Below are 14,765 nucleotides of genomic sequence, written 5' to 3'. Positions count from 1 at the left end.
AGCCTGCTCCTCTACTGAATCTATGGTGGCTTCGCGTTGCAACTTCCATGCCCGCGTCAGTAGTTTCACGCATCATTGATGGTGTTCGCCGGCTTGTCGCATGTGTCAATGAACGCCGGGTCCCTTGCCGAGCTCGACCGGACGCAAGACGAACGCTGCCGGTATGGCGAACGCCGAGACGATCGCCAGCACCCAGAAGACATCGATGTAGGACTGAAAAACCGCCTGCTGCTCGATCGTGGCGCCGATCCAGTTGATCGCTTGCGATGCCGCATCGGCACTGCTCGAACCCAAGCGCGTAAAGTGTTCCGTGATCTGCTTGAGCGTCTCCTGGTACTGGATACCTGACGGAACGAGGTGCTCGACGAGCCGGCTGTGGTGGAACTGTTCGCGCTGCTGCTGAAGTGTCTGCGTTAGAGCCACCCCGATGCTGCCGCCGAGATTGCGGGCAACATTGAAAAGGCCGGCGGCTTGATTGGTCGACTCCTTGGGCAGCCCTCCATAGGAGGCGGTCGTGAGCGGAATGAACAGGAAGGGCAGGCCCGCAGCCGTGAAAACACGTGCCCATGCCGCGTAAGCGAACGTCATGTTCCCGTCGAACCCGGTCATGTGCCACATCGATAGCGCGACGATCGCGCTGCCGGTCGCAATCAGATACTTCGGTTGGACACTGTCGGTGAGGCGCCCCGCGATGGGCATCAGCAGCATGAGCACGGCGCCGCCGGGGGAGAGCGCCATGCCGGCGAGCGTGGCGGTATAGCCGAACTCCGTCTGCAAGAGCTGCGGTATGAGCTGGGTCGTGCTGATGAGGATCGCGCCGATGAGCAGCATCACCAGGAAGCACGTGCCGAACTGTCGCCGCCCGAGCAATCGCAGATCGACGATAGGGTCTGCACGCGTGAGCTCCCACGGCACGAGCGCAATGAGCGATATGGCCGACACTACGGCGAAGGTGACTATGAAAGGCGATGAGAACCAGTCGCTGCGTTGACCTTCATCGAGCACGACCTCGAGACAACCGAGGCCGAGCGCGACCAGCACGAAGCCGAGGAAATCGATCCTGAGGCCCTTCGCCAATAGCTGCTGGCGCTCGTTTTCGCTGGCGGCCGGCTCGCGCACAAGTGCGCCGACCAGCAGCAGCGAGATGAGGCCCATGGGAACATTGATGAAGAAGATCCAATGCCAGCTCGCCGTGTCGGTGATCCATCCGCCGAGCGTCGGGCCGATGGTGGGGGCGACGACGACCGCCACGCCGTAGAAGGCAAAGGCCTGGCCGCGTTTGTCGGGCGGGAAGACGTCGGCGAGGATGGCCTGCTCGGACGGGGCCATGCCGCCGCCGCCAATGCCTTGCAGAATGCGGAAGAAGATCAGTGAATGCAGGCTCCAGGCGAGGCCGCAGAGCAGCGAGCTCGCCGTGAAGGTTGCCACGCATAGCATGTAGAAGCGCTTGCGGCCGATCACAGTCGCCAGCCACCCGCTGATCGGCAGCACGATGGCGTTCGCGACCAGATAGCTCGTCAGGATCCAGGTGCTCTCGTCGTAGGATGCGGCCACGCTACCCGCGATGTGGCGGAGCGCGACGTTCGCGATCGAGATATCGAGCACTTCCATGAACGTCGCGATCGACACCACGAAGGCAATGAGCCAGGGAGTCCGGGTGCCGTCGAGACCGATGCCCGCCGCGTCCGTCCTCTCTGTCGCAACGGCGCTCATCGCACCTTGACGCTCGGGACGACCGACATCCCGGGGCCGAGCACCACGTCTTGCGGGATATGGTCGAACACGATCTTGACCGGCACGCGCTGCACGACTTTGACGTAGTTGCCGGTTGCGTTCTCGGGCGGCAGCAGGCTGAAAGCCGTTCCGGACCCCGACTGAATGCTGTCGACATGACCTCGGAACGCGCGTCCGGGATAGGCATCCACATCGATGTCGACAGGTTGGCCCGGACGCATGTCGGCGATCTGGGTCTCCTTGAAGTTGGCTGTGACCCACACATCGTCAGGAACGAACATCATCAGGCTCTGGCCGGCCTGCACATAGGCGCCCTTCGCCGCGGAAAGATGGGCCACATGCCCTCCCTGGCCTGCCGTGACCGTCGTGTAGGAAAGATTGAGCTTGGCCTGGTCGAGCTGCGTTTGAGCTGCGCGCAGGTTGGCGCGTGCGCTCGTCTCTTGTGCCTCGAGCGCGACGACCTGCTTGCCGGCAGCGTCGACGGCATCTGCGGCGTTGCGTTCGGCGGCGACGGCCTGCTCGAACTGCGATTGGAACTGCTGCGCGCTTTGGACGGTCGCCGTGCCCGTGCGGAGGAGCGCCTGATAGCGATCGTTCTGCTGCTGGGCGTATCTGAGCGATGCCCCCGCCGAAGCGAGCTGATCCTTGAATTGGGCGACCTGGGCCTTCTGCACCGCGATCAGGGCGCTGTTGTTGGTGACGCTGGCTTCGGCTTGAGCGACCTGCGCCTCGGCCTGCGCGACAGCGACGGCGTAGTCGCGCTTATCGATCTGGAGAAGGAGAGCGCCGGCGGCAACCCGCTCGTTGTCGGTCACCGCGACGCTCTCGATGTAGCCGGATACCTTGGCACTGATCGAGAACTGGCGTGCGTCGATGAAGGCGTCGTCGGTCGTTTCGAAGTGACGGGCGTTGAGCCACCACAGCGTGCCGGCGATGGCGCTCACGCAGAGAAGGATCGCAAGGGCCGCGGAGGTTATGGGATGGGAACGCAGCCAGCTCTTTGCTGACCGTGCGGGCGACGCACTGCCGGGTTCGGTCGATGAAGCCGGAGGGGCGCCGGCAGGCTTTGTGAATGCCTCGATCTGCTCGGTGGTCACCCCTGCCGGCTCACTCGCATCGAATTTCGAGGCGAGGCTCGAACCAGCAGGGATCCCATCAGGCATACTCACTTCCAATGTCCTTGCCGGTGTAGTCGTGCATCATCGCCGTGGCTGCGACGCTCAGAATGGCGCAGAACAGGATGTAGACGGCGATCGCCATGCCCGAGTGGTGGCGGCTGTACAGCCAGGTTGCGATGAGTGGTGCAGGGCCTCCGGCGATCACCGAAGCGAGCTGATAGCCGAGCGATGCGCCGCTGTAGCGCAGGCGACCGGTGAAAGCCTCTGCGATCAAGGCAGCCTGCGGCCCGTACATCATGTCGTGCGGCACGAGCGACAGCACGATCGCGAGGAAGATGAGCGTCGGTGAGCCGGTGTCGAGCAGCCAGAAGTAGATGAAGCCGAAGATACCGGTGACGATGGCGCCGATCATGTACATGTTCGTGCGCCCGATGCGGTCGGACAGGTGGCCGAAGTAGGGGATGGAGAAGAACGACAGGACCGCCGCCGTCAGCACGGCAACGAGCAGGAAGTCGCGCGAGACGTTGAGCGCCGCGGTGCCGTAGGCGAAGATGAAGGCCGTGAAGATGTAGAACGGCGCCTGCTCCGCCATACGCAGGAGCGCACTCAGCAGGATTTCCTTAGGCTGGCGCTTGATGACCTCGATGATGGGCGTGCGCTCGATCTTTCGCTCCTCGATGAGGCGCCGGAACGTCGGCGTCTCGAGGACGCCGAGGCGGATGTAGAGCCCGACGCCGACCAGCGCGATGCTGAGCGCAAAGGGAATACGCCAGCCCCACGCGAGGAACTGATCGCCGGACATCTGGCTGAAGGCGAGCACGGCCAGGTTGGCGAGGAACAGCCCGCAGGGCACGCCGAACTGCGGCCATGAAGTGATGAAGCCGCGACTGTCGTTGGTGCGCGCCCACTCCATGGACATGAGCACAGAGCCGCCCCATTCACCGCCGACGCCGATGCCTTGCAGGAAGCGCAGCACGGTCAGAATGACGGCACCCCAGATGCCGGCCGTCTCATAGGTCGGCACGAGCGCCACGGCAAAGGTGGCAAGTCCCATGAGCATCAGGGTCGCGATGAGCGTCGCCTTGCGGCCGATGCGGTCGCCGTAGTGGCCGAAGATGGCCGCGCCTACGGGCCTTGCCGCAAAGCCGACGGCATAGATGGTGAAGGCCTCGAGCGTTCCGACGAGGGGATCGGAGTGCGGGAAGAACAACTTCGCAAATACGAGGCCGGTGACGGTGCTGTACAGGAAGAAGTCGTACCACTCGATGGTCGTTCCGATCGTACTCGCGATCACGGCACGCCTCAGCTGCACGCGATGCTGTTGTTCGGTGAGGTTTAAGTCTGAAGCGTCTATGGCGGCCATGACACTATTCCTCGGAGCGGGCCGGCTCCGGCCGGATCGGCCATGGCCGGCCCCGATGCTGCATTCCAGGGCTAGAGAGTTTGGAAGGACTTATCGACCGGCACACCCATCTGCATGAATGGATCGCCGATGCGGCCTTTCCCGCGCGCACCCATCAGGGGGCGGGGCCGCCGCTGATGCACGGCCACCCAGAGGGTCTCGCCTGCCTTGTGATTCCCGGTCAGGTGGACCTTGACGCTCTTGTGGTCTCCCGCTCGGAGTGGTGCATAGCCGATGATACGGTTCGTCATCTCGCCGTTGGCGTTGGTCGTGTGGATGGCGATATAGCCGCGCGTCGGAAGGTTAACGTCGTTGACCGTGACCGTATTGTTGGTGAGCTTTTGGTTCGATACGTCGATCGAGGGCGATTGTGCCTGAGCCGGCGCCGGCGCCGGAGCTGGTGCCGGCGTCTGCGTCTGTGCCAGAGCCGAGCCGGCGTATGTGGCCCCCGCTACGGTAGCGATCATCAGCGACATAATGGATTTCGCGCGTGTGGGCATGGTCCGGGTCCTTGTGTTGGCGATGGTTTGCAACCACCTCATCGAGAGACGGAGCGGTCGGTCCGCGCACGCTGAAGTCCCGGCCGCTTGCGGTTTGCTAGGTCTCTCGTCGGTCTTTCAGCAGCACCTGTGCCAGACGATCTAAGAGGCTGATTTGCAGCAGATTTCTTATATTTGACTAGGGTGCGTTGGTGGCCTTCAACCACCGTTGGGCCGGCGGGTGGTCGAGGACAACCTCCTGGAGACCGACATGTCGGATGACATCGTCCCGATCGCCCATGTGGCCGCTGCGGAGCCCCGCGAGGCCGCGTCGCGACCGGCCGCGTCGCAGCGTTCCGTGCTCGACGACGTGCTTTCGGGCCCCATCCAGCTTCTTGCTGTGGTCGGCGGGTTGGCCCTGCTCGTGGCGCTTGGACTACTCGTCACGGTGTCCTGGCGCGGACTGCAGCGCCTCGAGCCATTCTACGTGCACCTCGAGCAGCAGGAGCGCCTGCAGCAGATCGAGCGCCGGATCGACAACATCCTCGCTCTTCACGCCGTGAAAGGAAGCGACCCGAGCTCCTCGGATATGGACCTCCTGAAGGTCCAGCTCACGCAGCTCATCGGCGCGCACGTTTTCTCGGACCCGACCAGCGCGGAGCGCCTCCGCGAAGCCATCAAGTCGCTCAACAGCCCGCGTGCTGCAGCGGAGAACGCCGAGGATGCCCGCGCGCGCATCAGTCAGGTTCTGGACCACGAGAAAACCGCAGGGCGCAGCGAGCTCAGCGGCATTCGGCACGGCGCCCGGGCGGAGCTGATGCTGGCCGCCGTCGCGCTTCTCGTCCTGCCCTGCACGGCGCTCCTCGTGATGATCATCCTGCGGGATCACATCACGCGACCGCTGCGGGATTTGAGCCGGCTGCTGAATCTGATCGGCGAGGCACAATATCGGCCGGCCCCGGCCGGCGACGTGGCCGTGACGGTCCGCCCCATCATGGAGGGCTACAATCGTTTGGTGGATCGCCTTACCAAAGCTCTGCAAACGAACAAGCGCTACCAGGATCAGCTCCAGGCCCAGGTGCAGGCAGCAGCCGAGACCCTCGTCAGGCAACGCGTCGAAATTGCCGAGGCGGATCGTCTATCGGCCGTCGGCGAGATGTCCGCGCGCGTGGCGCACGAGCTGCGCAATCCTCTCGCCGGCATCAAGATAGCGCTCGCCAATCTCACGCAGGACAGTGTCGACGACGATCAGCGCGAGCGCCTGCAGCTCATCGCGGCGGAGGTCGACCGCATGGCGCGGCTTCTCGACCACCTGCTGGTGAGGGCCCGCCGCCAGCCGGAGGCGCCGACGGAAGTCGATGTTCGCGCGCTCGTCTCGGACCTTCTCGCGCTGGCGCGCTACCAGGTTCCGGACCGGATCGCGCTCGACAACAGCACGCCGGCGGGCGTCGTTTGCCGACTGCAGAGGGACGGGGTCCGCCAGATGCTTCTCAATCTCGTGCTCAATGCGAGCCAGGCCATTGGCGAGAGCCCGGGCACCATCAGTGTGACGGCCTGTCGCGAGAACCAGATGCTGCGCCTGTCCGTTGTTGATGATGGGCCTGGGTTTTCCAAGGACCTCATCGAAGGCGGCGTACGTCCGTTCCTCACGCAGCGCGCGGGCGGATCGGGTCTCGGGCTTTCGACAGTGCAGCGCATGGTGCAGGCAATGGGCGGCAAGCTCGAGCTTTCCAATCGTGAGCCCCGCGGGGCTGTCGTGACGCTGAGCCTCGTCAGCAGCGAGGCGGCGTGATGGATACGCTGCTCATCATCGAGGACGAGGCCCTTTTCGGCGGTGAGCTGAAGCGCCACTATCAGCGGGCTGGCTGGCATGTTGTGCTCGCGCCCACGCTGAGGGAAGCGGAGCACCTTCTGCTTCGCACGCGCATCACGCCGCTGGTCGTGCTCTCCGACATGAACCTTCCCGATGGCAACGGGCTCGACCTGCTCGAGAAGGCGCGTGCTCTCGGCGAGACAGGCGAGTGGGTATTTCTTACGGGCTACGGCGAGCCGACGGATGCGGAGCGCGCGCAGAAGCTCGGGGCATTCGACTTTCTCCAAAAGCCGACCGAGTTCAAGACGCTCGACCTCGTCATTGCCGGCGCGGTGCGCAGTGCCCGCGCGCAGCGGCGTCTCAAGGACCAGGCATCCGCGGAGCGTCTGCGCTATTCGCCTGAGGCGTTCATTGGCTCGAGCCCTGCGGCGCGGCGCGTGCGCGAGCTGGTCGCGCGGCTTCAGGATCTGCCGCTTTCCAGCATCATGATCGCGGGGGAGACTGGCACGGGAAAAGGCCTCATCGCGCGCATCCTGCATTATTCGGGCGTGCGCGCCGATGGACCTTTTGTCGAGGTGAACTGCGTCGCCCTTCCGAAGGATCTCCTGGAATCGGAGCTGTTCGGACATGAGCAGGGTGCCTTCACCGGCGCCAAAGGTCCCCACCGCGGCCTGATGGAGCAGGCCGATGGCGGCTCCCTCTTCCTCGACGAGATCAGCGAGATGGATCCAGCCCTGCAGGCCAAGCTGCTCACGGCCATCGAAAGCCGGAAGCTGCGTCGGCTCGGCGGGGAGCGCGAGATCACGGTCGATATCCAGGTCATTGCCGCGACCAACAGGGATCTCGTCAGCGCAGTCGGCGACGGTCAGTTCCGCGCGGACCTCTATCATCGCCTCAGTGTTTTCGAGCTGACTTTGCCGGCGCTTCGCCAGCGAAAGGAGGACATCGAGGAGCTGGTGATGGCGCTCGTCGCCGAGTTCAACACCAAGGCGAACAAGCGCGTGAGGCATGTGCCCCCGGAAGTCATGGCGCGGCTCCAAGCCCACGACTGGCCGGGCAATGTTCGCCAGCTCCGCAACGTGATCGAGCGGTGCATCCTCCTCTCCAATGACGAGGAGCTGCCAGCAGAATGGCTGCAACTTGCCCCGGTGCACGAGACGCAGGCCTCGCAGCACGGAGTGGTTCAGGAAGGCAGCGACTGGATCCATCTGCCGCTCGACGGCTCGATGGCGCTCGACGACATGGATCGGCACATCATCCAGACGGCGCTGGAGCGCCACGGCTACAACGTCATGGCCACGGCGCGGGCGCTCGGCACGACCCGCGAGACGCTGCGCTACCGCATACAGAAATACGGTCTGATGAAGAGCTGATCGACGATCGTTACGCTGGTGCCTTTCCACCGGTCCCGGCTGCGCGGTGGTGCGAGGCCACCACGCGCGTGCACGCCGCCACGAAGAACCTAGTCGAATCAACGCGCTGAAAGGATGGCACGGCTGATGCTCGGCGCCGCTTGCCTCACTGCTGACTGGGGTGGACAGGCGAGTGACGGAGATCATCATCCATGCTTGAGAGCAACGAGATCAATCGTGACAGGGAGCCGAATTCACCGCTGAGACGTGGCGACGCCTCCGGAACATTTCGGAGCGCGTCGTGATGAGAGAGCGCGCAACGAACGGCCGAGCTGGAGCTCAGCTCCAGGACTTCTGGCGGCTCGTCATCCTCGAGGGGAGCGGGCTCGTCGTCCTCGGCATGGCCGCGGTGATACTGCCGAAGGTTGCCGCTCTCGCCGTCGATCTGCTCCTGGGCTGGCTTCTTCTGATCACGGGGCTTTTCCGTTTTGCCTCGATCTTCAGCGCGCAAGGTGCGCCGGGCTACTGGGGCTCAATTCTGCTGGCCGCGATCACGAGCGTGCTCGGCGCCCTTCTCGTGCTCTCGCCGTACGATGGCGTCCTCACGCTGACATTGGCCCTCGTGATCTACCTCTGCGCCCATGGCATCGCCAGCCTGGCCGTAGCAGGCGCGCTCCGCGGCGCCACTGATCACTGGTTCTGGATCGCACTCGGCGCTGCCGCCGACTTTCTGCTTGCCGCGCTCATCATCGCCGGGTGGCCGACCACGGCTGCGTGGGCGCTCGGCCTCTACATGGGCATCAATCTCACCGTCGCGGGGCTCATGCTGATCCTCGCGGCCTTGGGCGCCCACCCCGCGCAACACTGAGGGTCAAGAAACTTCACCATCCAAGGAGAGACATCATGAGCGAACACGTAGGCCAGACGAAAGGGCCGGAACCAGGGCCCGCGATCGGACGCGGCTGGCCGGTCGCGAGTGTTGCCGTCATCGCAGCCGTCGCCATCGTTGCTGGGGCCGTCCGGGCAGCCGAGCAGAACTCCAATACCGAGTCGACGACGAGCCCGGCTGCCGTTGCTGCGCCGGGGCAGCTCGCGCAGATGCCGAGCTTCGCCGATCTCGCCGAGCACGTGAAGCCGACCGTCGTGTCGGTCTACGTCAGTGCCGAGCAGATGGGCGATGCGTCGGTGCTTGGTGAGCAAGGGCAAGGCGAGAATGTCATTCCGCCGGGCTCGCCCTTCGAATTCTTCTTCCGTCAGTTCGGCCAGCCGGGCCTCAAGGCGCCGCCGCGGATCATACAGGCGCAGGGTTCCGGCTTCTTCATTTCGCCGGATGGCTACATCCTGACCAACTATCACGTCGTCGATCACGCCAAGAGCGTGAACGTGAAGACCATCGATGGACAGTCCTATCCCGCGCGGGTGATCGGGACGGATGCAAAAACCGACCTTGCCGTGCTCAAGGTCGATGGCAAAGCCGGATTCCCGTCTGTGACATTCGCGGAGACGGTGCCGCGTATCGGCGATTGGGTGCTGGCCGTCGGCAATCCCTTCGGTCTCGGCGGCACGGTCACTGCGGGCATCGTCTCGGCTCAAGGCCGCGATATCGGCTCGGGACCCTATGATGACTTCCTGCAGATCGACGCTCCGGTGAACAAGGGCAACTCCGGCGGACCGACCTTCAACCTCCGGGGCCAGGTGGTCGGCGTTAACACCGCGATCTTCTCGCCGTCCGGCGGTTCGGTCGGCATCGCGTTCGACATTCCCGCCGATACGGCCAAGGCCGTTGCGGCGCAGCTCGAAGCCAAGGGCGCAGTCACCCGCGGCTGGATGGGCGTCGCGGTCCAGAATGTTACGCAGGATGTTGCCGACAGCGTGAACCTTAAGCAGGCCACGGGCGCCCTCGTCGATCAGGTTCAGCCGGGCGGGCCGGCGGCGAAGTCCGGTCTCAAGGCCGGTGACGTGATCCTGTCGATCGACGGCAAAGTCATCGCCGATGCGCGCGATCTGGCGCGTACGGTCGCTGCGCAGGATCCGGGCAAGTCGATCGCGCTCCGCATCTGGCAGAGCGGCAAGGAGCAGACTCTCCGACTGACCGTTGCCGCGCTGCCGACCGAACCAACTCCTCCAGCTCAGCCGTCGAGGCAGAGCCAGCCCAATCTCGGCCTATGGCTCGCACCGGCGGGCGAAGTGGAAGGCGCCGGCGCGGAGGGCGTGGTCGTGGTGAGCATCGATCCGCAGGGCACCGCCGCTGAGAAGGGCATCCAGGCAGGCGACGTGATCCTCGAGGTCGGCGGCAAGAGCGTGTCGACGCCCCGAGATGTGACGACCGACCTCGAGGCCGCGCAGAAGAACGGTCAGCGCGCAGTCCTGCTGCGCATCAAGACGGCCACGGAAACGCATTTCGTGGCCGTGCCGATCGGACGAGGTTGAGAGGACGTTCAAAGTCCACGCGACGCGCCACCCGATCGTGGGGCGGCGTCGCGTGGATTGCCCGCGGTTCGGGCTTTGAAAGGAAACACGCTTGCAAAAGCAAACACGAGACTCGGGTCGCAAGACCCGCCATCATCCAGGGCGATGGGCGCTCATAGCGGTGGCGCTTCTCGTCGCCGCGGGCGTCGCTTGGCAGTATCTCGGGCTGCCCGGGATGCAAAAAGGCGTGGCGGCCCGGTCGCAGCTCGCCGTGAGCGCCACGCCTGTTCAGGCGACGACCGTCACCACGCGCGACATTCCCGTATTCCTCAATGGGCTTGGGACGGTGCAGGCGACCAACTCGGTTCTGGTCAGATCGCGCGTCGACGGCCAGATCGAGAAAGTCGCCTTCGAGGAAGGCCAAATCGTGCGCCAGGGCGACCTCCTCGTGCAGATCGATCCGGCGCCCTTCCAGGCCACGCTCGATCAGGCGACGGCGAAGCTCGCGCAGGATCAGGCCTCGCTGCTCAATGCCAAGCAGGACTTGCAGCGCACCGCAACGCTCGCCAAGCAGGGTGACGCCACGCAGCAACTGTTCGATCAGCGCACGGCCACTGTCGCGCAGCTCACGGCGCAGATACAAGCAGATCAGGCGGCCATCGAGAGCGCGAAGGTTCAGCTCGCCTATACGACGATCCGGTCGCCGCTGACGGGGCGCGCGGGATTTCGTCTCGTCGATCCGGGCAACATCGTGCACGCCAATGATCAGAACGGCATTCTGACCATCACCCAGCTCACGCCGATCTCGGTGATCTTCACGGCGCCGGAGGGGCAGCTTCCGAGCATCAGCGCGGCGCTGAAATCGGGTCCCTTGCAAGTGACGGCCCTCACGTCGGATGGCAAGCGCACGCTCGCGCATGGAACGCTGTCGCTTGTCGACAATCAGGTGGATGCCGCGAGCGGCACGATCCGGCTCAAGGCGAGCTTCGACAATGCCGACAATGCGCTGTGGCCCGGGCTGTCAGTGACGACGCGACTGCTCATTTCCACCATCAAGAATGCGGTGGCGGTGCCCGATGTCGCGGTCCAGCGGGGGCCTAATGGCCTCTTCGCTTTCGTCATCAACAAGGACGGAAAGGCGGAGCTTCGCAGCGTCGATATCGGCCCGATAGAGGACGGCTGGGCGGTCGTCGAGCACGGCCTCGCGCCAGGAGAGCGCGTCGTCACGGCCGGTCAGTACCGGCTGCAGCCTGCGACGCTCGTCGAGGTTCTCCCGGGCAACAGCCAAAGCATGAGTAGCAACATGACGGGCGAGCCATGAACTCGAACCTATCCGCAATATTCATCCGCTACCCGATCGGCACCTCGCTCATCATGGTGGGGCTGCTCTTCGTCGGCTTGGTCGCCTACCCCAACCTGCCGGTCGCGCCGCTGCCGAAGGTTGATTTTCCGACCATACAGGTGACGGCCCAGCTCCCCGGCGCCAGCCCCGAGACCATGGCATCCTCTGTCGCGCAGCCGCTCGAGCGGCAGTTCGCGCAGATCCCGGGCGTCGCACAGACGACGTCTTCATCGGGCCTCGGCGTGACCCTGATAACCGTGCAGTTCGATCTCGATCGCAATATCGACGCCGCCGCGAACGACATCCAGTCGGCCATCAATGCCGCTGCCGGCCAGCTTCCCCGCGACCTGCCTTCGCCGCCGACCTACCGGAAGGTGAACCCGGCCGACTCGCCGATCCTGATCATTTCCGTGACCTCGGACACGATGCCTCTGACCGAGCTCGACGACAACGCGGACATCAAGCTCGCCCAGCAGATCAGTCAGCTCGCGGGCGTCGGCCAGGTCACGATCGGCGGCGAGCAGAAGCCCGCCATACGCGTCCAGATCGATCCGGCGAAGCTCGTCGCCAAGAACTTGTCGCTCGAGGACGTGCGCGCGCAGCTCGGTGTGACGACCGTCAACACGCCGAAGGGCATCATCGACGGAGACCGCCGCAGCTTCACCATCTACTCCAACGATCAGCTTCCCGTCGCCAAGGACTGGAATGACGTCATCATCGCCTACCGGAATGGCGCGCCGCTGCGCGTGCGCGACATCGGCCAGGCGGTGGCGGGCCCGGAAGATGCCAAGAAGGCGGCCTGGGCCTCGGGCAAACGCGGCGTCTTTCTCATCGTGTTCAAGCAGCCGGGCGCGAACGTCATCGACACCGTCGATCGCATCAAGGAGCAGCTTCCGCGTCTGAGGGCCGCGCTTCCGCCATCGGTGCACGTCGACATCATGAGCGATCGGACGCTGACCATTCGTGCCTCCGTCGATGATGTGCAGTTCACATTGCTCCTGACGATCGGCCTGGTCGTGGCCGTGATCTTCCTGTTCCTGCGCACGTTCTGGGCGACCGTCATTCCGAGTGTGACCGTGCCGCTGTCGCTGCTCGGCACGCTGGGGCTGATGTACGTCATGGGTTACAGCCTCGATAACATCTCGCTGATGGCGCTCACGATCTCGGTCGGCTTCGTGGTCGACGACGCGATCGTCATGCTCGAGAACATCGTGCGTCATGTCGAGGACGGCATGCGCCCGATGGAGGCGGCCTACAAGGGTGCCGGCGAGATCGCCTTCACGATTCTCTCGATCAGCATTTCGCTGGTCGCTGTGTTCATCCCACTTCTGCTGCTCGGCGGCATCATCGGCAGATTGTTCCGCGAGTTCGCGGTCACGGTGTCGATGTGTATCGCGGTTTCTGCGTTCGTCGCCCTGACGCTGACACCGATGATGGCGTCGCGCTTCCTGCGACATGAAACAGCGGGCGGGCACGGTCGCTTCTATCAGGCGACCGAGCGCATGTTCGACGCGATGCTGCGCGGCTATGAGCGCGCACTCGATGCCGTGCTCAGGCACCAATTCGCGGTTCTCTGCATCTTTCTCGGCACCCTCGCGGTGACGGGCTATCTCTTCGCGATTATTCCCAAAGGTTTCTTCCCGCAGCAGGACACGGGGCTCATTACCGGTATTTCGGAAGCCGGGCAGGACATATCCTTCGCCGACATGATGCGCCGGCAGGAGGCCCTCGGCGAGATCATCGGCAGGGATCCGGCCGTGGCATCGTACGCCATGGCCCTCGGCGCCGGCGGCTCGACCACGACCCTCAACAACGGACGCTTCTTCATCACGCTCAAGCCCAAGAGTGAGCGCGACGCCTCGGTTTTCCAGGTCATCGCCAGGCTGAGGCCGCAACTGGAGAAGGTCGAAGGCGCGCGACTGTTCATGCAGGCATCGCAGGACGTCAACATTGGTGGGCGACTTGCGCGCACGCAGTTCCAGTACACCCTACAGGATGCGAATATCGATGAGCTGAATACCTGGGCGCCGCGCGTGCTCGATAAACTGAAGACCATCCCCGAGCTTCGCGACGTCGCGACCGACCAGCAGATGTCCGGCACGTCCCTCACACTCACTATCGATCGCGACCAGGCTTCGCGTTATGGCCTGACGCCACAGCTCATCGACGACACGCTCTACGACGCTTTCGGGCAGCGTCAGGTCGCGCAATACTTCACGCAGCAGAACAGCTACCACGTGGTGATGGAGATCCTCCCGGACCTGCAAGGCCGGGTGGATACGCTCGACAAAATTTACATCAAGTCACCCACGACCGGGCAGCAGGTGCCCTTCGCCGCCTTTGCCCGCTGGACGACGCGCCTCACCAAGCCTTTGTCGATCAGCCACCAGGGCCAGTTCCCGGCCGTGACCATCAGTTTCAATCTCGCGCAAGGCGCCTCACTCGGCACCGCAACGGCCGCCATCCAGCAGGCCATCCGTGAAATACAGATGCCCGCGACCGTCGTCGGCACTTTCCAGGGCAATGCGCAGGCTTTCCAGGATTCGCTGAGGACCGTGCCGATGCTGATCGCCGCGGCGCTGTTCGTCGTCTATCTGATCCTCGGCATTCTCTACGAGAGCTACATCCATCCGCTGACTATTCTCTCGACGCTGCCGTCTGCGGGCGCGGGTGCCATCGCGACGCTGATGCTGTTCGGCTTCGACTTCAGCCTCGTCGCAATGATCGGCGTGATTCTGCTGATCGGCATCGTCAAGAAGAACGGCATCATGATGGTCGACTTCGCCATCACGGCCGAGCGCGATCATCATCTCTCGCCGGAGGAGGCCATCCGCCACGCCGCCCTGCTCCGCTTCCGACCGATCATGATGACGACCATGGCGGCATTGCTCGGCGCCGTCCCGCTCATGCTCGGCGCCGGCACGGGTGCCGAAATTCGCCAGCCTCTGGGTTACGCCATGGTGGGCGGGCTGATCGTGAGCCAGGCACTGACGCTCTTCACCACGCCCGTCATCTATATCTATCTCGACCGCTTCGCGAGCTATCTTGGCGGCACGTCAGTCGAGGAAAGTGCTCGGGAAGAGGCCGCCGAACGGCATACAGTCGCCCGCTGATGC

Annotated in this window: 10 protein-coding genes; 6 read left to right on the top strand and 4 right to left on the bottom strand. The window is 64.3% G+C overall.

The window, feature by feature from the left end:
* Nucleotides 1-105: 105 nt before the first annotated feature.
* From CS1BSM3_RS12670 to CS1BSM3_RS12655, 4 genes are all read right to left on the bottom strand, one after another.
* A complete protein-coding gene (locus CS1BSM3_RS12670) occupies nucleotides 106-1,713 on the bottom strand; it encodes a DHA2 family efflux MFS transporter permease subunit (protein ID WP_072387434.1) in 1,608 nt (535 codons plus the stop codon).
* Nucleotides 1,710-2,897, bottom strand: a complete 1,188-nt coding sequence (locus CS1BSM3_RS12665; RefSeq protein ID WP_072387433.1) for an HlyD family secretion protein — start codon at nucleotides 2,895-2,897, stop codon at nucleotides 1,710-1,712. Before CS1BSM3_RS12665 ends, CS1BSM3_RS12670 begins: the two co-directional genes overlap by 4 nt.
* Nucleotides 2,890-4,215 carry an MFS transporter gene (locus CS1BSM3_RS12660; RefSeq protein WP_072387432.1) on the bottom strand — a complete coding sequence of 442 codons (1,326 nt, stop codon included), beginning with the start codon at nucleotides 4,213-4,215 and terminating at the stop codon, nucleotides 2,890-2,892. Before CS1BSM3_RS12660 ends, CS1BSM3_RS12665 begins: the two co-directional genes overlap by 8 nt.
* Before the next feature lie 71 nt (nucleotides 4,216-4,286).
* Nucleotides 4,287-4,754 (bottom strand): DUF7282 domain-containing protein, encoded by a 468-nt coding sequence (locus CS1BSM3_RS12655; RefSeq protein WP_143149191.1) that lies wholly within the window; start codon nucleotides 4,752-4,754, stop codon nucleotides 4,287-4,289.
* 250 nt (nucleotides 4,755-5,004) lie between these two features.
* On the opposite strand from CS1BSM3_RS12655, the gene CS1BSM3_RS12650 reads away from it, so the two are divergent.
* The 6 genes from CS1BSM3_RS12650 to CS1BSM3_RS12625 all read left to right on the top strand — a co-directional run bounded on the left by CS1BSM3_RS12650 (nucleotide 5,005) and on the right by CS1BSM3_RS12625 (nucleotide 14,762).
* On the top strand, nucleotides 5,005-6,525 hold the full coding sequence (locus CS1BSM3_RS12650) for an ATP-binding protein (protein WP_083528547.1): 1,521 nt from the start codon (nucleotides 5,005-5,007) through the stop codon (nucleotides 6,523-6,525).
* Nucleotides 6,525-7,919, top strand: coding sequence for a sigma-54-dependent transcriptional regulator (locus tag CS1BSM3_RS12645; protein WP_072387430.1), 1,395 nt, complete (start codon nucleotides 6,525-6,527; stop codon nucleotides 7,917-7,919). The genes CS1BSM3_RS12650 and CS1BSM3_RS12645 overlap by 1 nt, the downstream gene beginning before the upstream one ends.
* A 283-nt stretch (nucleotides 7,920-8,202) precedes the next feature.
* Nucleotides 8,203-8,766, top strand: a complete 564-nt coding sequence (locus tag CS1BSM3_RS12640; protein ID WP_072387429.1) for an HdeD family acid-resistance protein — start codon at nucleotides 8,203-8,205, stop codon at nucleotides 8,764-8,766.
* Between the two features lie 35 nt (nucleotides 8,767-8,801).
* Nucleotides 8,802-10,328 (top strand): Do family serine endopeptidase, encoded by a 1,527-nt coding sequence (locus CS1BSM3_RS12635; protein ID WP_083528546.1) that lies wholly within the window; start codon nucleotides 8,802-8,804, stop codon nucleotides 10,326-10,328.
* Nucleotides 10,329-10,419: 91 nt separating this feature from the next.
* Nucleotides 10,420-11,628, top strand: a complete 1,209-nt coding sequence (locus CS1BSM3_RS12630) for an efflux RND transporter periplasmic adaptor subunit (RefSeq protein ID WP_072387428.1) — start codon at nucleotides 10,420-10,422, stop codon at nucleotides 11,626-11,628.
* Complete coding sequence (locus CS1BSM3_RS12625; RefSeq protein ID WP_072387427.1) at nucleotides 11,625-14,762, top strand: efflux RND transporter permease subunit; 3,138 nt, start codon at nucleotides 11,625-11,627, stop codon at nucleotides 14,760-14,762. The genes CS1BSM3_RS12630 and CS1BSM3_RS12625 overlap by 4 nt, the downstream gene beginning before the upstream one ends.
* Nucleotides 14,763-14,765 lie beyond the last annotated feature (3 nt).

The sequence above is a fragment of the Hyphomicrobium sp. CS1BSMeth3 genome (genome assembly GCF_900117415.1).
Taxonomy (GTDB): Bacteria; Pseudomonadota; Alphaproteobacteria; order Rhizobiales; family Hyphomicrobiaceae.
Note: the sequence above shows the minus strand (reverse complement) of the source record. Positions and strands in the feature narration are given on the sequence as shown.